The following is a 20,416-nucleotide window of genomic DNA, read 5'->3' as shown; positions in this document are numbered from 1 at the left end:
AGACCATTTTTAATATAGCATGATTAAGTACTTGTATCATTATGACTTTTTGGGCTAAATTAGACTTTTGCCTGCATGAGGTTTATTTATGTTAAAACGTGATATTTCAACAACTAACATTCTAATTGTCTCTGCAGGTGGAATGATTGGTTCCGGATGGTTATTTAGTCCATTCATTAGCGCCCAAATGGCAGGTAGTAATTCATTAATTTCATGGGGTATTGCTACTGTTTTTATGCTATTTATTGCACTTCCTTTATGCGAGCTTGGAACGATGTTTCCCATTTCTGGAGGAATGTCTAACTATCCAACTTTTACCCATGGGAAGGAAGTCGGATTTTTGTTTGCATGGACATCGTGGTTGTCTTACGTTGTTATGACTCCTATAGAAATTCAGGCAATTCTGCAATATTCAAGTCACTTTTTTCCAGTATTAATTGTCAAAGACTCAACAACGTTTACGCTTTCTGGATATGGTTACGCTGCCGCAATAAGCATCATGCTTTTTGTCGTTTTATTGAACTCCTATGGAATTAAATTGCTGGTTGAATGCAATAAGTATGCAAGTATTATTAAATTTATATTACCAAGCATTGCCATCGTTTCTTTACTGCATGTTGCACCAAATCTTGGCAACGTTCAAATTGATTTGTCTGCAAAAGAAAGTTGGATAAACATTTTCACTGCACTTTCTGCTGGAGGTATTGCCTTTGCGTTTACTGGATTCCAGAATGGTTTGATATTGGCTGGGGAGGTAAAAAATCCACAGCGAAATATCCCCATTGCGATATTGGGGGCTGTACTGATCGGTTTTATTTTGTACTTTATGTTGCAATTGAGTTTTATCGCAGCAGTTCCTCAGAAATTCCTAACTAATGGCTGGCATGCCCTGAGTTATCCAGGTGATAGCGGACCTTTAGTGGGCTTAGCTTTACTTTCAGGACTTAGTGTTGTGGCAACTTTACTGTTAATTGATGCTGCTTTTTCACCCTTTGGAACAACGCTTGTTTATACAGCCGCAACTTCGCGCATTTTATATGGGATGGCACTAAATGATCATTTACCCAAAATCTTTTTAAAGGTAAATCGACATAAGATCCCTTATGTGACACTGTATGCAAATTTATTGGTTGGAATGCTTTCATTTCTACCATTTCCTGGGTGGCAAAAGTTGGTGGCTTTTCTTTCTTCAGCAAGTATTTTGTCCTATAGTATCGGGCCTATATGTCTTTTAGCAATGCGTAAATTACAGCCACAAACACCAAGACCTTTTAGACTTTCCGGTGCCTTAGTTTGCTCTCATATTGCATTTTATTTTTGCAATTTAATGCTGTATTGGTGCGGATTTTCGATCATATGGAAACTGGATATTGCGTTACTTATTGGTATTCTGATTTATTGCGTTTACCATCGAAAAAATTCTTGGGATAATAGTGCACTTTTATATTGGTTTTTATTTTATATGATGACGATACTGGTTATCTCCTATTTGGGTGTTTTTGGAGGTATTGGTATTTTAAAGTTTCCCTTCGACTTGTTGAGTTTATTACCCTTAAGTATCTTTATTCTTTATTCATCTCAAAAATTGTTGAGTCCTGAGCGTCATGAACATATTGTCTCTCCCTCAGAAGAACCCATTGTAGTGTTAGAGGAGAAGATTCTTACTTAAAGTCATTATATTTAAGGGGTGTAGGATTCTGAATGGGAAGTATCCCTAACATTCTTAGTCATAGGGGTTGCACTTCGGCGCTGAATGGGTAAAGCTATACTTCATGTCACTTATTAGGGTAAATGTCGTGCGCTATTCTAATTATTTGTGGGCCTTTGCTGCTTTTTTCTTTAACCAAATGGGCTATTCTCAGACGCTTTCGGAAAAAATAGATGGGATTATTGCACAACAATTACCCCATGCAACGGTTGGCATCCTTATTAAAGATGCCCAGACCGGACAAGTCGTTTACAGTCGAAATGCTGATAAGCTACTATCTCCAGCCAGTGGTATGAAGATACTTACAGCTGCAGCAGCGCTTTATCAATTAAAACCAGACTATCGTTTTATAACAACACTGTCTCGGAAAAATCAGGATTACTATATTCAATTTACAGGTTCACCCTCTTTTACAGTCGGGAATTTGAATTCTTTGTTACAAAATTTGCAAAAAAATAGCGAAAAGGTAATCAATGGCAATGTGGTAATTGATAGCTCACAATATCAATCTCCGAATTATCCAAGTGGAACCTCTTATGATGATTTGGGGTGGTACTATGCTGCTCCAGATACAGCGGCAATATTGAATGAAAATAAAGTGACGTATGAATTAATTAGTGCGAAAGAATTAGGCAAGCCTGCCGAGGTTAAACCAAAAACTCTACCCAAAGCTTTAACCCTTATCAATGAAGTCGTTACTGTGAGTAAAGAAGAGGAAAAGAACCATTGTAGCCTAAATCTTGAAATTAAACCCCAAAATACAATGCGATTATATGGCTGCATGATTCAAGAAAAAAATCCAAAGTTAATAGAGCTTGCAATTCCCGACCCTATTTTATTGGTAAAACAAGTAGTCAAAAAAGCTATTGATAAAAGCAGCCTTGTTTTGAAAGGAAAGATCCTTACCGGTATATCCCCATCGGATACTGCTTTTCTTGCGAGTTTTCAATCTAAAACCCTTAATCAATTAATAAAGCATATGTTACAGCAATCCGATAATCTCTATGCGAACAGTATAACCAAAAAATTAGGTTACACGCTCACAGGAAAGGGAACTCATAAAGAAGGTGCTTTCGCGATTAAAAAAATACTATCTGAACATACACACCTGGATTTGTCTCAAATGGAGATCGTCGATGGAGAAGGAACTCGCTATAATTTGGTGACAGCGGAACAAATGGTAATCCTACTTAATGACCTTTATCAGGATAAGGACTTGAACAGAATTTTTTTCGAGTCATTACCTCAAGCTGGTGTTTCAGGCACTCTCATGGACCGAATGAAGAAGACCATGCTTGAGAAAAAAGTGTATGCCAAAACGGGTTCAATGCATGATATCTCTTCCTTATCGGGCTACATGATTAATCCAAATCAAAAGACATTTATTTTTTCTATTATTATCAATGGCTTAAATCAACCCTTAGAAAAAGCCAAGTCACTTGAAGAAAAAATATTATTGGCCTTGGATGAATACAGTTTAGAAGGTAGCCCCACTTAATTGTTTTAGGTCTAGCCGCAGTTTGTTCTGACATTAGGGCTTTGTCTAAAAAATTAGACAAAGCTGTATTGATGACTAGTTAAAAATAAATGGTTTATACGTAAAGAACCCGTTGGCACAAGTATCTCTTTAAGCACTCTCTTCTTATATATAATTTGTTCTTTGGCTTATACTAAATTTATAGCCAAGGAAAAGAATATGAATGAAAAGGTACACTATAAAACGTTTTCTTACTTAGTTGGAAATATTTGTTTCTTTATTGGCTTTTTGGATGTGTTAATATGGTGTTTCGATTCTCATTTATTTTTTGAGCTACCTGGATATGTCTATATGAAGCCAACTACGGCTTTGTGCTTTATTTTAGGAGGCTCATCATTAGTTTGTTTAAATAGAAATTTAATTAATTCCAGCCGAACGCTTAGTGGCATTCTCTTATTATTTTCTGGGCTTATTTTGATTGAACATATTTTGAATATGAATCTAGGTATTGACGCATCCATTATTAAAATTGTTCGCCTACATTTAAATCAATATCCAGGGCCTATGGCGTCTAGTGTTGCTTTTGGTTTTCTCATTATTTCTCTTTGTCTTATTATTGTTTCATTTCATTTTACAATTGCTTGGCTTTGGCTGAGCTTATTTGGGGTCTTCTTTACTTTAAGTTTGGGATTTATAGCCAGTACTAATTATTATATGGATTTCGCTACATTTTTTGGCGCTGGCAGATGGATGAAAATTTCTATTTATACTTCTGCTGGATTGATTCTTTTAAGTTTAGGGATTATTTCTTATATTAATTCAAAAAATATAAAGCATGCACTAGTTTCTCTTCCGTTAATCACGGTTTTTATCATTTTAAATATCACCATTTTAGGATGGCAGTTCACTAAAAGAAATCAAGAAAACTCATTAAACATGTTATTACAGTTGAAAATTGAAAATATAAAGGATGTAATTGAGTCTCATATTCAAGATCTTACTTCTGCTTTTTCTAGAATCACATATCGATGGATTAATCGACAAACAACGCCTGAAAATGAATGGCGTGCGGATGTGATGCATTATATTCACGATCAACCCGGATACAGAGCAATCGAATGGGTTGATAACAAATATACTGTACGATGGGTTGCACCAGAAGAAGGGAACGAATCAATCAAAAAATTCGACCTTTTTACCAATCCTGAGCGGCGTCAAGAAATGTTAAAAAGTTTGGCGAGCAATGAGCCGCAACTAAGTACCCAGTTTGATCTCATTGAGGGAGATAGAGTAATCCTTTTATTAAGCCCAATACTTAAAGAAAATGAGTTTCAAGGGTTTATGGTCGGGTTTTTAAGTACGAATTTGTTTTTAGAGGACATTTTAAAGAAAACAGAGATACAAGGATACAATTTGAACATCTCTGATGCTTCAGGACTTCTGTATAGTAATGTACAAGGCGATCATAAATTTTATGATGGTTGGAAACTGCGTGTCATACTGCCTTTGTACGGACAAAATTGGAAAATCACGCTTTGGCCTTCTACTGCACTTCATGATCAGGTGCTAACCTCCTTTTTCCCGACCATGATCTTAATTACTGGGATGGTTATGGCGCTTCTTTCTGGATTTTTAGTTTATATGCTGCAATTTATAAAAGGGAATTCGGAAAAATTAAATCGAACACAAACAGAATTGGCTAATGCTCGTGAACGTTTGCAAGGGATCATTGAAGGAAGCAATGATTTAGTTGCTGCAATTGATTTGAATTATGATTTTATTGCATTTAATACAATGTACAAATGTGAAATTTATCGTATTTTCAAAATTGATTTAGAAATAGGCATGAATTTCAGAGTTCTTTTACAAAAAATGAGTAAAGAAAATCAAAAAAAGGCCATGTCGCTTTGGGAAAAAGCGATGAAAGGTTCGACATTTACGGTGATTGAGTCATTTAAAGATGACCGACATGAGGGATTGGATTTTGAAATACATTATAACCCTATCCATGATTCAGAGGGAAAACTTATCGGGGTGAGCCATTTTGCAATTAACGTTCACCAGCGTATTCAAAATGAAAGAAATCTCGAAAAGTCCAAACATGAACTTGAAAATGTTGTTAAAAGTCTTGAAATGCAAAATAAAGAACTTGAGTTATTAAAGGAGTTAATGAGCTTGTTGCAATCAAGTCTTTCCATGAGCGATGCGGTTGAAATAATTAAAAATTACAGTAAACGAATTTTATCTGGCACTTCAGGAATCGTTTATCTTGTCTCCTCAGATAATTTAGATTTAGTGAGCAGGGTATTAAGCTGGGGTGAGCCTATTTCCAATTTATTCCTCTTTAAACCCAAAGATTGTCTCTCATTATTAAGGCATCAATCCTATTATATTTCTGATACAACAGAAGGAGTCTTGTGTAATCATATCAAAAAGGCCGAGAAAAAACCTGTAAGTTATGTGTGTTTGCCTTTATTTGCCCAAAATGAAATGCTAGGGCTATTTTATGTGGAATTTGGTCTAAATACTGATAAACAGCGATTTATTGCTTTAGCGCAAATTATTGCAGAACAGTCTGCATTAAGCATATACAATATTAAGCTTAGGGAGTTTTTAAAAGCTCAGTCTACTCAAGATAGTTTAACCGGTGTTTATAACCGTCGGTTTTTTGAAGAATATCTCCAAAATGAATTACTAAAGTCTAAAAATAATCCATTTCCATTTGCTCTTTTATTAATTGATATTGATTTTTTTAAAAAAATAAACGATACCTATGGTCACTTGATTGGTGATCAGGTTCTTTTTGAATTTGCAGCAAAAATAAGGCAAATCTGTTCTCAAGATGATTTGGTATCACGTTGGGGCGGTGAGGAATTTATTATTTTCTTAAAAACCAATAGCTTAGATGCTGCTAAAGCGAAAGCAGAAGCACTACGTGAATCCATTGAACAGTTCTCTATTGACGTGAATCAAGATGAGCCTATTTCGGTTACAATCTCCATTGGGATATCTTTTTATCCTTATGATGGGAAAAGGGTAGATGACTTGATATCAAAAGCGGATGAAGCACTTTATCAGGCAAAAAAGATGGGGCGTAATAAAGTCGTGGCAAGTACAAGTGTGCATCAAAATAGAAATCGTTAAAAGCTAAGCTTCGAATGGAGGACGTTATTAGGTTTCTCTTGTTATTAATAAAAAATTCTGGATAATCTGCCAAAAATATTATTCTAAGGTAGAAATCGGTGAATACTGAAAAACTATTTTCTTATGGCACATTACGATATGAATCGGTGCAATTAAGTAATTTTGGCAGAAAATTACAAGGAACCAAAGATAGTCTCCCAGGATTTGGAATGTCTAAAGTAAAAATAAAAGACTCAAGAGTCATTGCTACAAGTGGCGAAGAGGAGCATCCGATTATTACTTATACTGGAAAATCGGTGGATAGTGTAGAGGGGATGGTTTTTGATGTAAGCGCCGAGGAGTTAAAAAAAGCAGATTCTTACGAAGTGGCAGACTATAAACGGATTCAGGTTAAACTTGCTTCGGGGCTATATGCTTGGGTATATGTTCATGTTGAGAGTATTGATTTAACTTATTCTGATAATTAAAGCTGCAGTTCTTGCTTTTTGGGTTAACGAACGTTTGCTGCACCTTTTCATCGCTCAATTCAAAGATAAATCCTTATTTAAGTGATCCTACATAACGAATCATTAAGCTCACAGAGAGACTTAATGATTCGTTATGTCTTAATGGGCTATACGATGCTCGTCTTTGACCCACCGCATCAAAAAGGCTCCAATTATTTGGTATAAAGGCAAAATAGCCAAAGCAATATGGTAACTAAATAATGAAAAATCATGAGAAGGCCCGGCATTACTGAATGCATCAAGAAGTTTCCCTATTGCAGGCTCAGTTATTGCATCCAGAAAAGCGTCACTCGCATTGATTAAGGAGGTTACTGTGCCCGCCAGATATAATGGATTTGATTCTTTTCCAATGACAAATACTATGGGAAATGCGCCTAAACTAAAACCAAATAGAAAAAGCAATACACTCAATAGCCAGATTGGCATTGGGTGTGCGTAAATAACCAAGCTAATACATAATGCAGAAACCAAGGTGCTGTAAAACATAAAAGAACAACGATTTTGTATGCGGTTAATGAATAATGCGAATACAGGGCATGCAATTGCTAATCCTACAAAAACTAAAGAAATAAGGGAGGGAGCAACCAATTTATCTAAATGATATGCTTTCTGTAAAAAAGGGTTTCCCCATAAGCCACAAAAAATAACAATGGGAGAGAATGCTAAACCACTAAACCCTGTTAATAACCAGTTTTGTTTGTTTTTTACAATAAGTGCAATATCTTTCCATAAATGAGGGTTTTTAGAGGCATGCTGAGGTTCTGAATCGGATGCTTCAATGGAAGAGGATGGTTTGTCTTTAACAATAATTAGGAATAAGAACGACAAAATTATTCCCATCCAAGCTACATTTGCTAAACTGGCCCTCCAGCCTATCTGGCTAACTAACCAGGCCAGTGGCATTTGCCCAAAAATGGCACCAATCATTGCGGCAGTAACAAGTAATGACGTCAATAAGGCATAGTATTTTTTGGGAAACCATACTGCCGATAATTTAAAATAGGCGATGGAAGCAAAAGAAACACCAACACCCGTTAAAGAACGCCCCAAAATCGCAGTATTTAAATCCTGGGCTTGAGAAAAAATATAAATACCAATCGCACAACAAAAAATGGCCCCTGTTGTAATCCATCGTGTTCCATAACGATCGAGAACAATTCCTACAAATAGTGGTACGATAAGATACGTCCAGAAATACACTCCTGATAAAACACCAAGGCCTAGTCCCTGTAAGTGAAACGCATCCATCAATTGTTGAGGCATTACACTTGGAAAATTTTGGAGAATGTATTTATAAAATAAAAATGCAGCACATAAACTAATGATAAAGATAGCGCGATAAGTGATTTTTTTCTGCGATGCCTCTGCATCAAGTGTGTTTCCCATGGTGAATCTCCTCAAGATTGTTAGTCGTATCGCTTGATTATTTAGCCTTCTCCCTAGAGAAGCCGAATAATCAAAACACAACTCTAGGGCGAGGAAAGGAAGGCCACGACCACCACCACAACAGAAACGATAGAAGTAATAACACGCACCAACCCGAAAGAGTTGTTTAAAGAAAATTGATGTTGTGTGTTATTGTTCATGTATATTACGGAGTGTGAAATAAATTATTTATTACGAGATAGTAACAATTTGTATTAGATCTTGTCAAATGGATTATCAAAATTTATTTGATTATGCGTGGATTTCAAATTATTTCAATAACTCATTTTTATTTAAATGCTTCCTTTTAAGTGGATTGAGCGGTTGTAAATCTGTCTGATTTTTATAGGATATTTTTTATGGAAATCCGAGGCATAAATGCCTCGGATAATTGATTTAGTAGATAATGAATTGTTACTTTTTATATTTTAACTCGGAATCCAATTCAGGTGCGGGAATATCCGGCATCTGTTTTTTGGCTCTATAAAGCCAATCAAGTCTTAGTTCCGGCTCCATAATTTGAGCAGGTTTCACTTCATTGAGTAGTTCATCCAATTCAACTTTAGGTGCAGGTGCATGGGGTGGTACCAAGCATTTTAAATTAGGCATCATAAGCGAATAACTACACTTGGGTTCAAGTTTGGGCGCCGTTTTTGGGGTTGGCCTGGGTGACATTGACAACGTAGCGATTTCTTCCTGAGGTTGACTTAATAAGGCGCGTTGTGCTTCAGCACTGGATAATGCATGAAGTTGTTCAACCTTAGTTGCTTTAACTTCATTAAGGCGGTCAATGAAATTACTTTTCTTAGTGAGAAGAGGTTGTCTGCGCTGATCCAGTGAGTCAAGTTGTTGTTGCCTTCTTTCATAATAATCTGCATTGACGCAACAAATATCAGATTTCAACCTTTCGTAATTTAGTTTTGCTTGCAACCAATCATCTGCGCTCAAGCGATCTGGCTGTATATCTTCAGAAAGGACAACATAGGAGTTACCGTGTTTTCGGTAACGGGCTTTCTCATTTGGATCAATGATTAAATAAGCTTGAGTAAAATCGGTGACCGGCTCCAACTGGGAGTTGAGGAGAATTTTCTCTTTTCTCAAAAGTTGTTGTGCTTGTAAGTATGCACGTTCTTGTAATCTTAACCCTTCTAATTCACGTTCACGAAACGTCATTGGAATTTGTATTTCATTGGAGCGTTGTAACTCGTCTAAACGGGCTCTTACTTGTGCAATTAATTGCTGAACTACTTGTTCTGAACTTTGAGGCGGTTGTACAAATTGATTTTTGAAAAAGTCGATTCGATTTTGCAGCATTCGAATTCTTCTATCAGTAGGTGATTCAATCGCTTGTAGTCTACTGACATCGCCTAAGGGAGAAGTTTGGGCTGTATGTTGTGCTCTAAGCGCTGCAAGTTGTGAAGATAAAGAAGCGATTTGTTGGTTTGAATAGCTAATAAAATGAGTTATTGGTTGATTATTGAATAGGGGGGCTTGCAGGAAGACATTAAGTTCCTCCAAATGGTCAGTCATATGGACATGAGTTTCTTCCATTAACAATGCTTCTTCTTCAAGAGCATTCAATTCTTCTTCTACCTCATTCAGTTGTTCTTCGAGGGATTGCTCTTCTTCTTCTAAAGCTTTGAGTGCCTTGCTATATGCTTGAATATTAGCGTCAACAATCTGTAATGCAAGGAAGCTATCTTTTTGTCCTTCAACAATTTTTGGTTCTTTAAGTTTTTGATCGATTTGCTGTTGAATAATTTCGTTAACGTGTTTTGCAAGTTTTTTATCCTTTGCAATGAACGTCATAAGAAGGAAAAGCAAACGTTGTTGTTTGAGCTGCTCCTCTGCATTTCGTTCCCTAATTAATTGAAGTTGTGCCTCTTCTTTTACAAGCTCTTGCACTATCATATTTATTGTTTCGTTACCACCGGCTGTTTTAAGAAACTCGGTCACCTGTTTTGCATTGCGCAGTCCAAATCGAGAAAGAAATTGAGTTGCTAAATAAGGATCTTCCTCTGAAGTATTCGGATGCTCATTCCGTTCTATATTAGCAAACCATTGCTCTAATTGACTGGAGGTTAAAGTCATTGGGGTCGATTTTGGGGAGGACGATGTGGTAGGCACAGAATAACTCCAATATTAAATATCTGTTCAAATTATAAACTTTTTTGAATATGAAGTAAAGTAGTCATTTTACTAATACGCTGAGAAATCAAGATGTTATTCTTGAGTCTGTTGATTCATCATGTATTTAAACTGTTTTACATTCTTAGGTGCTATTTTTATGGCTCTTTTCCACAAGAGAGATGAAAAGCCAATGAGAAGCAAACAAACAATAATAAATAAATCATAATACAAAAGGGAACCATATTTTAACGATTCAGGAGGTATAAAACTAACCGCTAGTGAAATTGTAATGCCTATGAATCCAAAAATGGAGGAGGTAATAATTAGCCAATAAAATCGTTTTTTTTCTTGCCACGCTAAGCGGATTGCACCTGCAAACATACACCCGTACATGAATAAATACATTTGAGTTGCTAAAGTAATCATGAACCAGTATGACGCATTAATACTCGGGAATAATAAAAAAAGAGTGCTTATAAAAGATACGCCACATGCTTGGATCAGCAAAAATTTAGTAGAGGATTGATGCATCGTATTGGTGAGTTCATTGCTTGCAAATAACAGACCTTTGAGGGGAGAGATAAGCCAATTATTGGCACAGCCTATACATCCGAGAACAATTAATACATTGACAATCAAACTTAGGTTGGCAAATTGAATTTGAGTAAAAAATACTTCAAACAATGCGGGAATACCACTAATAAGATTCAATTGCTGTGGGGAAAGAACCATCGCTAAAGTCAAGGAGCCAAAGAGCATTGTAGTAAAAATAATAAGTACTGAGAGTGCAATGGCTTTAGGCAAAGCCGCTGGCTTACATTCTTGGGTATGAACCCCAGCAATTTCAATACCGCAAAAAGATAGAATAATAGCAGTTAGAGATGTCCATGAGTCTTGATGGGAAGAGGGGATAAGTTTTAAAGGTTGAGGATGAAATATCATCCAAAAAGCACCTATAGCCAAAATTAAAACAAAAGGGAGCAACAGTCCAAATATAGAGCAAAAAACAGTCACTCGATGAGACAAGTAAAAACCTTTAAGATTCACCCAGGTTAAGCACCAGATGAAGAGATTAATCAGCGAGAAAAGTAGTATTTTGTTTTCAATAAAATATGGGTTAATACAGTATAAAAGTGTGCCCGCGATAAAACTGAAAAATGTAGGATAGATAAGGATATTTTGCATCCACTGAAACCAAATAGCGATAAAGCCAGCATTTTTACCCAAACTTTTTTTTACCCACCCATAAATTCCCTCATGAGATTTAGAGGAAAACCATCCTGCAACAATTGCACTGGGTAATAAGAAAAAAAATAAAGCCAGCCCAAAATACCAAAAAATATCTGTTCCAACTAATGCGGCAGCAGGTAAATTCCGAATACTATCTACTGAACCGACAGTCATCAAAGTTAAACTAAAAACGGTGAGTTTTTTATTCATTAAAATCTCAACGACAAACAACTCAAACCACCATCAATTTTACGGAATTCACCTACATCTACAGTGACCACCTTAAAACCTAAATTGCGTACCATTTCAGTGGTTTGATGAAACCCTTGAGGCATAATGACCGAATCATTGACTCTAATACAATTCGCTGCATAAGCTTCATTATCGGAAACAACTAATTGTTTAAATGACTTAAAAGCAGGATGATTAACTAATTCACCATGGGCAAGCAGGTATCCATTGCCTAAAGAGGAAACACCTGTTTTTAAATGTAGGAATTTTTTAAGCTCGATCAATACACTTTTATAACCATACTGTGCTAATAAGAAAGACAATTGTTGCGCTCCTTCCAGATTAGTACGCTGTGAAATTCCTATATAAAAAACATCTTCAATTTGCATGACGTCGCCTGCTTCCAAGGTTCCTGGAGCTTCTATCTGATGGATACGTCCTTTATAAAAGGTTTGAATGCAGGGTTTAATTAAATCCACTTCGCCTTGTCTTGATAGGGCACCGGGTCGAGTTAGGATCGCAACTTTATCGGTAAGAAGCGCTGGGTCCTCTACGAAACATGAATCAGGGAAGTCGTCTGATGCAGGTAAGGCAGTAACTTCCAAACCACACTTTATCAGTGCATTCATGTAATTTTGATGTTGTTCTAGAGCTTTAATGTAATTTGGGCGACCTAATTCTATGGTTGATGTTAATCCATGAATCATGTTGGGGGATGGTGTGCGTACTATAGCTTGGTGAAACATAATAAATCCCTTTTATAAATAGAATTGGCATCGTTCGATATACTGATAGTCACAAATCTCATGCCTCAAATCAAGAGGATTCGTTTGTAGAAATAAATATTAAATGTTTGTAGCGGTTGTTCTTTGTATCCCGGATTAGCCAGCATAATCCGGGGATTTTTACTCGGGACGACGTATGTGCTATTGGAATATGCTGCGCTCATTCATGCTGCAGAATTATATTAGACTGCGATCACTGCCGCTCCGGTAAATCGTCCGTGACGCAGGTCATCCAGTGCTTTATTGACTTCAGTCAATGGATAAGTATGAATCTCAGTTATAACTGGAACTTGAGGCGCTAATGATAAAAACTCTTCTCCATCTTTTCTCGTGAGGTTTGCAACGGAGCAAAGTGAGCGCTCACCCCAGAGAAAATCATAGGGAAAACTAGGTATGTCACTCATATGAATTCCAGCACAAACTACGATCCCACCTTTTATTGTATTGCGAAGCGCAAGGGGGACGAGTGCGCCAACAGGTGCAAAAATGATTGCAGCATCAAGAAGATGAGGAGGGGATTTATCTGAATCTCCAGCCCATGTTGCTCCAAGTTTATAGGCAAACTCTTGGGCTTGCTGGTCTCCTGGGCTAGTAAAAGCATATATTTTACGTTTTTGATTGTTCGCTATTTGGATCAAGATATGAGCTGCTGCGCCGAAACCATATAATCCTAAGTGCTCAGCATTATTGGTTTTTAATAAAGCACGATAGCCAATTAATCCGGCACAAAATAGTGGTGCGGCTTGATAATCAGAATAGCCATTAGGAATAGGGAAACAAAACCGATGATTCGCAACACAATATTCTGCAAATCCACCGTCAATTTGATAACCAGTAAAACGAGCTTGATCACAAAGATTTTCACGTCCTGATAAACAAAATTGACAGGTCTCGCAACTTCCACCCAGCCAAGGAATACCGATTCGTTGGCCGATTTTAAAATGGGTCACTGAAGAACCGACGGTTTCAATGGTACCAACAATTTGATGACCAGGAATAAGAGGAAGTTTAGGGTTTTTTAATTCACCATCGACAACATGTAAATCGGTACGACAAATACCGCAGGCATGAACTTTTACGAGCACTTCATTGTTTTGAGGGACAGGTTTTTCTACTTGCTTATAGACCAATTTATGTCCCGATTTTTCTAAAACCATAGCATGCATCATCATTTCCTAATCTTTCCAGATATTAAGAAGTATCTATAAAAATAATATAGAAATATCAATTAAACTGTAGCCTAAATAATGAAAACTGTTTTTCTTGACAAATTACTTTTGTATATCAAACTTATTATGGTGTATTTTTTAATACGAATAAGAAATTATAATGAATGGAGTCAATAACATGAATACGCTATTAAAATGGAAGAAAGCAAATCCCTTAGCAGAACATTCTCAACATCCTTTTTTAAACCTGCAAAATGAAGTTGATAAAGCATTCCGAGATTTTTATGATATGTTTGGATCCAATAAGAGCTGGGAACAATTCGAGAACCTGAATTTAATGCCTTCAATGGATGTTGTAGAGGATAAAGATCATTTTACCATTCAGATGGAAATGCCAGGTATGGATGAGAAAGACATTAGCGTGTCTTTTAGCGGTAATATGCTTACTATTACAGGTGAAAAATCAACCTCTAAAAAAAATGAAAATAAAAAATATATTTCTCGAGAAATCAATTATGGTAAATATGAACGCTCGCTCTCTTTACCTTCAACAGTTGATATCGACAAGGCTAAGGCAAGTTTTAAAAAAGGGATGCTGTGGGTTGAGTTGCCTAAAAAATCGGAAGCAAAAGGGAAGTCTCGTGATATAAAAGTAGAACAAGCAAAATAAATAGCTAATAGCCCCATTATCCGTATGGGGCATTATTCTTCGCTTTGCATAGACTAATTATCCTTCGAAGCGGATTTTTATAAACATATATTATGACAGGCATGCACATGAGTTATATAAAAAATCGCGTCTTTGATGAACTAAAAATTGGAGAATCAGCGAGTCTAGTACGGACCTTAACTAAGGAAGATATTGAGCTTTTTGCGGTTATGTCTGGCGATGTAAATCCTGCACACGTCGATGCAGAATATGCTAAAAATGATATGTTTCATAAAATTATTGCTCATGGGATGTGGGGCGCATCACTTTTATCTACAGTTTTAGGAACAGAGCTTCCTGGTCCTGGGACTATTTATTTAGATCAAACTTTAAAGTTTGAACATCCGGTGACTTTAGGCGACACAGTCACCGTGACTCTTGAGGTAGTCAATAAAATACCAGAAAAACACATCGTTGAACTTGATTGTAAATGTATAAATCAGTTGGGAAAAATGGTCATTAGTGGTCTTGCACGGGTTATAGCGCCGACCGTCAAAATTAAAAGAAAACGCATTGAGCTACCTGAAATAGAACTTAAGCCAAAACAAGAACATTGGTATCATCGTTTAATCACTGCGAAAGATTCATTAAAACCACTTGTAACAGCTGTGGTGCATCCAGTAGATGTATTATCAATTAAAGGTGCAATTGCTTCCGCTGAAGAGGGATTAATTACCCCTGTTCTTGTTGGCCCTAAACAAAAAATTCTTGATGCTGCAAAAGAAGCCCACGTTGATATTTCAGCTTATGAACTAGTTGCCACAGAACACAGTAATGAAGCAGCTGAAATAGCGGTTAAACTGGCTGCAACAAAAAAAGTGGAAGCGATAATGAAGGGGAAAATTCATACTGAAGAACTGATGAAGCCCATTGTTTCCAAAGAGAATGGCTTGCGAACAGGACGTCGTATGAGTCATGTATTTTCTCTGGATGTACCTAATTATCCAAAACCAATTTTTCTAACTGACGCAGCAATTAATCTTTTCCCTAATCTAAGGGAAAAGTGTGACATTGTGCAAAATGCAATTGATTTGTTCCATGCACTTGAATTGGGTACCCCTAAAGTGGCTATTCTTTCTGCTATTGAAACGGTAAATGAAAAAATTCCATCGACTCTTGATGCGACCGCATTGTGCAAAATGGCTGAACGTGGGCAGATAACTGGCGGTGTTTTAGATGGTCCTTTAGCATTTGATAACGCTATTTCTATCGAGTCAGCACGTGAAAAAGGCATTTGCTCCCCAGTTGCTGGTAATGCAGACATCTTGGTTGTTCCCGATGTTGAATCAGGCAACATGCTTTACAAACAAATGACTTATTTATCTGGAATTGAAGCTGCAGGAATGGTACTAGGCGCACATGTTCCTATTATCCTCACCAGCCGTGGCAGCAATGAATTATCACGAAAAGCATCTTGCGTTATGGCCTTATTATATGCACGAAGAAAAAAATAATGAAATTAAATCAAACTGATGAAGTCATTCTAGTCATTAATGCAGGCTCTTCCAGTATTAAATTTAGCCTTTTTCTTTCTTCTTTAACGTTAATTTATCATGGTGAAATTGAAAGTATTTTTGATGATCCACAAATTACGGTTTCTAACGCGAAACATATTCAAATTGTTAAAAAAACGATTTTATCGTCTGGTTATGAATCGGCATTAAATTATTTATTTGAATGGATAGCGCAGTTACCCACTCATTACATTTTAAAAGCGGTTGGGCATCGGGTAGTTCATGGAGGAAATTTTTTTGATCATCCTGTCCTAATCAATGCGGATTCCATTGAAAAATTATCCTCATTAAATCCTTTGGCACCACTTCATCAACCATATAATGTTGCCATAATAGAAAGTATTATGAAGCTTTACCCTGAGATGCTGCAAGTTGCTTGTTTTGATACGTCATTTCATCGAACACAAGATAAACTGGCAACTCTTTTTGCTATACCTAGAGAGTTAAGTGAGGAAGGGATTGTTCGCTACGGTTTTCATGGTATTTCTTATGAATATATTGCTTCAGCATTGCCTGAACAAATAAAAAATAAAAAAGTAATCGTTGCTCATCTTGGAAATGGCGCCAGTATGTGTGCAATGGAGTATGGCAAAAGCGTTACAACTTCTATGGGGTTTACTGCATTAGATGGTTTAATTATGGGAACCCGCTGCGGGGGCATTGATCCTGGAGTAATTTTATATTTGCTCCAAGAAAAGAAATTATCTGTAGCAGAGGTAAATACCATTCTTTATAAAAAATCGGGTCTTTTAGGCGTTTCTGGGATCAGCAGTGACATGCGGGAGCTGCAATCAAGTACAGATGCCAAAGCTGCTGAAGCCATCGATTTATTTTGTTATCGAGCAGCACGAGAGTTATGCGCTTTAGCAAGTAGCTTACAAGGGTGCGATGCAATCATTTTCACTGCTGGGATAGGTGAACATTCTGCACTGGTAAGAAAAAAAATAGGTGAACGTTTGAGTTGGTTAGGTGTTCTGTTGGATGACCACGCAAATCAACAAAATGCAGCAGTGATTAGTCATAATCAAAGCAGAGTATTCGTGGGCGTCATTCCTACAAATGAAGAATATATGATCGCAAAACATACGTTAAATGTAGTATCGTGAGATTGAGCCAAAATGGTCGTAGAACATTACTTCTAGACTACTGTAAGGATCTCCAACCTGGAGACCAGAGGTACAATGAGGGATCGCTCGCTGCGCTCAAGATGCTGGTCATTGCTTACTGTAGCGTATTGCCAACCGATTCAAGTGTTAACCACATAAATTATCTGGAGTGTTATTTATGTTTCAGTGGTTTTTTAGATTACTTTTAGTCATTTCAGGATCAATTGCGAGCTGGTTTGTGGCACATGATGAACTCAAGTTTCCTATTGTTCAAATGGTCATTGCCGTCATTTTATTTACTCTTTTTATTGGGATTATTGCTTTTTGGCCTGAATTAAAAAATTGGTTTAAGCGAATTAGAAAAGATCATTAATTGGAAAAGGGCAATTTGAAATGTAGTTTTAAAATCGCCCATATGCATCAACACACCACCAAAATAAACACGTCAGCGGCATTTTATTGGTTGGGTTGTAGATATCAAACAAATGATCACAACTTGATCAATATAAATTAAATCCAACCATTATGAATTTGCACGGTTTTGTAAAAGGGAGTAATTTATTGAAAATAAAAAATAAATTTAGGAGAAATTAATGAAAAAACAACATTCACAGGGATTTTTGACACTCATAGCCGCAACTAAAAAGCATATTAAAGAAATCACACCAAAAGTCTTAAAAGAAAAAATTGAATCAAAAGAACCCATGTTTCTTATTGATGTACGTGAACTTAATGAATGGGAAACAGGGTATATTCCAACTGCAATACACTTAAGTAAGGGCATTATTGAGCGAGATATTGAAAAGAAAATTCCTAATTTAAATGATCAAATTGTTGTTTACTGTAGTGGGGGTTTTCGATGTGCGCTGGTTGCCGACAATTTACAAAAAATGGGGTATACCAATGTTTATTCATTAGATACCGGATTACAAGGTTGGCTTGATGAAGGGTATTCGATACAAAAATAAATTTTTGAATCTTTTTCTCTCATCACGATCGAAAATTCTCTCCTCTCCTCTCCTCTCTTAACACGGTTTATAGTTTTGAGCCTTTATAAGATCAAGATTGGAGAGGGAAAGTGAGTTGGAATATTAACAGCGTAAGATTACGATGGATAAAATTCGCCATTAAGGTATCTTGGGAAACCGTTAGGCCTCTTTAAATAGCAACCTTGGGAAAGAGGATTTACCTAAGCAAAACATGCCTCTCCCCGTTTCCAAAAAATCACGTTCGATGCTTGGGTTCAGTAACAATACGATTTTAGAAGAAGCTGTTTACTAAGAACGTTTTTTTGCAGTTCCAGCATTCATAAAGTGAATCGTATAAGTACTATTCCAATGCCAATGTGTTCTCTGACTTGTTGTAATAACAAAGGAATCAACTTTTTTGGCATCTAATTTATCATTCTTCTCGTAGAGCATAGAAAATTCGATTGTATTTTCAATGAGTGGCGTGAGAAGAAAAGCTGATTTTGCCATGTTTGCAACAAGTCTATAGCGTTTTGTTGCGCCATTTCTAAGATTTAAACTAATAAATAATGGCTGTGGTTTAAAGAAAATGGTAGCTAAAGTTCCCCAAATTGTCGGTTTCAAATCAATCGCAACAAAGAGTAGCTGACTCTTGGGTAAGGGAACCTGCTCACCTAGGGTATGGGTTTCGCTTTTTAATAAAGACAAGTTGACTTGATGAGGGTATTTTTTTTTATGCAGAAATAGGAAATTTCGGATTAAATGAGTCGGTTGATAATTGACTAACAACAAAGGCCAACTTGCGCCATCTTCCAAAGAGGGGATGCGTTGGTCAATGGGTTGTATTTTAAAAATAATATTATCAGGCTTATTTTTGCCTTGAAGATGTTTTTTATTATCTTTAGCTAAATGTTGATTAAAGACAGAATAACTTTGAAATACGGGACGTGGTGACCAACGGTTTTGTGACGAGATTAAATAAGTTTGATCATATGAGTAAATATCAGTCGTCCCGTGTAAAACAGGGAAGGCTGCTTGCTGACGTAAAAAATCCATAGTGAAAATAAAATTTTTTTTAAGCCAAGAAGGATCTTGTATTCTGCTTTTTAGGCCATGCCATGCTGAAGAGTATGAGGAGATGAGGTTATTTCGGATTGATATGCTGGTATAGTGGCTATTAATATAATACCAGCTACTTAATGAGATAAAAATGAGTAGAAGACTCACTCTGAAATTCAAAATAAAGGGTAAAAATAGTGTTGCCAATAAAATAGAAGTCCCAGGTATAAAGGCGTGACCTAAATGACGAGTAAAACCTGTTTTAAAGGAAACAAATAAAAACGCAAAATAAATTCCCAGCAAGAATATTTTAGCGGCAGCAGGTATTTGTTTTTGGGATGAAATAGCCAGGAAAATTAATAAGCAAGTAATTAAAAACACAATCACTTCATTCATATTTCCATCTGTGGACATTGCTTCAGTAAAACTTGAGGCAATACGTAGTGTGCTTGTGAGATAATCAGGTAAAGAAGTGAGTGGCTGTCCTGCTGCAAGCCAAAACGTAATCATCGAGATTACAGGAGAGGCAAGACATATCAATGCGAGTTTTGATTTATTCTGGGTGCAAAAAAAGCTGAAGCACAAAAAAAGCACAAGAATGCATATAATGAGCATAGACCCCTTAATTAGTGCAAGTAAGCCAAATGGGGTAAATAGAAAAAAAACCAGCAATAAAAGAGAGTTATTTGTTAGCCTATCACCATTTTCTGGAGAAATGATCCAGAAGCTCATTAACCCTGCAAGTAATGGATAGGAAAAAAATAATGAGTCTCGAGCGTATATCATGCCTAAAAGGGGGACGCAATATATGAGAAACCAGTACCATCGCTTTCCTTTCATTAAAAAAAGAAGGCAGATCCACAAAGATACAGCTAAGCCAATACACCCGATTATCATTAGGAAATCCGTAGCGGGGTGATAAGCTTTTGTGTAAACAGACGAATAGGGGCCGAGCGTAAAAATTATTTCCCGACCAAATGCTAATCCTTGAGCAACCGCTTGATTTAAACCAAGAGCCCAAGAAGGATCAATTCCTGGAGCTGGCATTTTCGGAGAAAAAGGAATGAACATGCACATGATAGTCAGTAACAGCATCAGCTTGCATAGAAAATCAAAAAACACGTTTGCTTTTTTGAGTACAATTATTTTTGATGTATTACTCAACGCACGCTTCCATAACTTTAATTTTAGGTAGTGTAACTTATTTTTTTATTAGAGAGTAAATTGAAGATTAGATGATTACCTTAAGTATTTT

General features: G+C 36.5%; 15 protein-coding genes. 9 read left to right on the top strand and 6 right to left on the bottom strand.

The window, feature by feature from the left end; all coding sequences use genetic code 11:
• Positions 1–88: 88 nt before the first annotated feature.
• The 4 genes from ACF8MK_RS14390 (at position 89) to ACF8MK_RS14375 (ending at position 6,796) form a co-directional block, all read left to right on the top strand.
• Positions 89–1,669: an APC family permease gene (locus tag ACF8MK_RS14390; RefSeq protein WP_392537238.1), complete on the top strand. Its 1,581-nt coding sequence runs from the start codon at positions 89–91 to the stop codon at positions 1,667–1,669.
• A gap of 127 nt (positions 1,670–1,796) precedes the next feature.
• Entirely contained in the window at positions 1,797–3,206 is a 1,410-nt protein-coding gene (dacB, locus tag ACF8MK_RS14385; RefSeq protein ID WP_392537237.1) for a D-alanyl-D-alanine carboxypeptidase/D-alanyl-D-alanine-endopeptidase, read from the top strand.
• A gap of 198 nt (positions 3,207–3,404) precedes the next feature.
• The gene (locus ACF8MK_RS14380; protein ID WP_392537236.1) at positions 3,405–6,329 is read left to right on the top strand and encodes a diguanylate cyclase; all 2,925 of its coding nucleotides are present in this window, start codon (positions 3,405–3,407) and stop codon (positions 6,327–6,329) included.
• Positions 6,330–6,427: 98 nt separating this feature from the next.
• Entirely contained in the window at positions 6,428–6,796 is a 369-nt protein-coding gene (locus ACF8MK_RS14375; RefSeq protein WP_392537235.1) for a gamma-glutamylcyclotransferase family protein, read from the top strand.
• A 138-nt stretch (positions 6,797–6,934) separates the two neighbouring features.
• On the opposite strand, the gene ACF8MK_RS14370 is transcribed toward ACF8MK_RS14375, so the two are convergent.
• From ACF8MK_RS14370 to ACF8MK_RS14350, 5 genes are all read right to left on the bottom strand, one after another.
• Positions 6,935–8,221 carry an MFS transporter gene (locus ACF8MK_RS14370; RefSeq protein ID WP_392537234.1) on the bottom strand — a complete coding sequence of 429 codons (1,287 nt, stop codon included), beginning with the start codon at positions 8,219–8,221 and terminating at the stop codon, positions 6,935–6,937.
• Positions 8,222–8,674: 453 nt separating this feature from the next.
• Positions 8,675–10,387: a hypothetical protein gene (locus tag ACF8MK_RS14365; RefSeq protein ID WP_392537233.1), complete on the bottom strand. Its 1,713-nt coding sequence runs from the start codon at positions 10,385–10,387 to the stop codon at positions 8,675–8,677.
• A gap of 96 nt (positions 10,388–10,483) precedes the next feature.
• Complete coding sequence (locus ACF8MK_RS14360; protein WP_392537232.1) at positions 10,484–11,830, bottom strand: APC family permease; 1,347 nt, start codon at positions 11,828–11,830, stop codon at positions 10,484–10,486.
• Complete coding sequence (locus ACF8MK_RS14355) at positions 11,830–12,597, bottom strand: dimethylarginine dimethylaminohydrolase family protein (RefSeq protein WP_392537231.1); 768 nt, start codon at positions 12,595–12,597, stop codon at positions 11,830–11,832. Before ACF8MK_RS14355 ends, ACF8MK_RS14360 begins: the two co-directional genes overlap by 1 nt.
• 221 nt (positions 12,598–12,818) lie before the next feature.
• Positions 12,819–13,802, bottom strand: coding sequence for a zinc-dependent alcohol dehydrogenase family protein (locus ACF8MK_RS14350; protein ID WP_392538975.1), 984 nt, complete (start codon positions 13,800–13,802; stop codon positions 12,819–12,821).
• Between the two features lie 181 nt (positions 13,803–13,983).
• Here ACF8MK_RS14350 and ACF8MK_RS14345 point away from each other — a divergent pair, with 181 nt between their 5' ends.
• From ACF8MK_RS14345 to ACF8MK_RS14325, 5 genes are all read left to right on the top strand, one after another.
• Positions 13,984–14,475, top strand: a complete 492-nt coding sequence (locus ACF8MK_RS14345; protein WP_392537230.1) for an Hsp20/alpha crystallin family protein — start codon at positions 13,984–13,986, stop codon at positions 14,473–14,475.
• Between the two features lie 107 nt (positions 14,476–14,582).
• Entirely contained in the window at positions 14,583–15,968 is a 1,386-nt protein-coding gene (locus ACF8MK_RS14340) for a bifunctional enoyl-CoA hydratase/phosphate acetyltransferase (protein ID WP_392537229.1), read from the top strand.
• A complete protein-coding gene (locus ACF8MK_RS14335; RefSeq protein WP_392537228.1) occupies positions 15,968–17,134 on the top strand; it encodes an acetate/propionate family kinase in 1,167 nt (388 codons plus the stop codon). The genes ACF8MK_RS14340 and ACF8MK_RS14335 overlap by 1 nt, the downstream gene beginning before the upstream one ends.
• 178 nt (positions 17,135–17,312) lie before the next feature.
• Positions 17,313–17,507 (top strand): hypothetical protein, encoded by a 195-nt coding sequence (locus ACF8MK_RS14330; RefSeq protein ID WP_392537227.1) that lies wholly within the window; start codon positions 17,313–17,315, stop codon positions 17,505–17,507.
• A gap of 220 nt (positions 17,508–17,727) precedes the next feature.
• The gene (locus ACF8MK_RS14325; protein WP_392537226.1) at positions 17,728–18,102 is read left to right on the top strand and encodes a rhodanese-like domain-containing protein; all 375 of its coding nucleotides are present in this window, start codon (positions 17,728–17,730) and stop codon (positions 18,100–18,102) included.
• 309 nt (positions 18,103–18,411) lie between these two features.
• On the opposite strand, the gene ACF8MK_RS14320 is transcribed toward ACF8MK_RS14325, so the two are convergent.
• The gene (locus ACF8MK_RS14320) at positions 18,412–20,325 is read right to left on the bottom strand and encodes a hypothetical protein (protein WP_392537225.1); all 1,914 of its coding nucleotides are present in this window, start codon (positions 20,323–20,325) and stop codon (positions 18,412–18,414) included.
• Positions 20,326–20,416 lie beyond the last annotated feature (91 nt).

It is taken from the genome of Legionella sp. 227 (assembly GCF_043161935.1).
GTDB classification, from domain to species: Bacteria; Pseudomonadota; Gammaproteobacteria; order Legionellales; family Legionellaceae; genus Legionella; species Legionella sheltonii.
The sequence above is the reverse complement of the archived record's forward strand: the minus strand, read 5'-3'. Positions and strand labels throughout refer to the sequence as shown.

What these genes read in the sequence shown, in the direction of transcription:
- ACF8MK_RS14340 (WP_392537229.1), top strand. Translation starts at nt 14,583, where the DNA reads ATGAGTTATATAAAAAATCGCGTCTTTGATGAACTAAAAATTGGAGAA.
- ACF8MK_RS14380 (WP_392537236.1), top strand. Translation starts at nt 3,405, where the DNA reads ATGAATGAAAAGGTACACTATAAAACGTTTTCTTACTTAGTTGGAAAT.
- ACF8MK_RS14345 (WP_392537230.1), top strand. Translation starts at nt 13,984, where the DNA reads ATGAATACGCTATTAAAATGGAAGAAAGCAAATCCCTTAGCAGAACAT.
- ACF8MK_RS14360 (WP_392537232.1), bottom strand. Translation starts at nt 11,830, where the DNA reads ATGAATAAAAAACTCACCGTTTTTAGTTTAACTTTGATGACTGTCGGT.
- ACF8MK_RS14390 (WP_392537238.1), top strand. Translation starts at nt 89, where the DNA reads ATGTTAAAACGTGATATTTCAACAACTAACATTCTAATTGTCTCTGCA.
- ACF8MK_RS14335 (WP_392537228.1), top strand. Translation starts at nt 15,968, where the DNA reads ATGAAATTAAATCAAACTGATGAAGTCATTCTAGTCATTAATGCAGGC.
- ACF8MK_RS14325 (WP_392537226.1), top strand. Translation starts at nt 17,728, where the DNA reads ATGAAAAAACAACATTCACAGGGATTTTTGACACTCATAGCCGCAACT.
- ACF8MK_RS14370 (WP_392537234.1), bottom strand. Translation starts at nt 8,221, where the DNA reads ATGGGAAACACACTTGATGCAGAGGCATCGCAGAAAAAAATCACTTAT.
- ACF8MK_RS14350 (WP_392538975.1), bottom strand. Translation starts at nt 13,802, where the DNA reads ATGCATGCTATGGTTTTAGAAAAATCGGGACATAAATTGGTCTATAAG.
- ACF8MK_RS14355 (WP_392537231.1), bottom strand. Translation starts at nt 12,597, where the DNA reads ATGTTTCACCAAGCTATAGTACGCACACCATCCCCCAACATGATTCAT.
- ACF8MK_RS14330 (WP_392537227.1), top strand. Translation starts at nt 17,313, where the DNA reads ATGTTTCAGTGGTTTTTTAGATTACTTTTAGTCATTTCAGGATCAATT.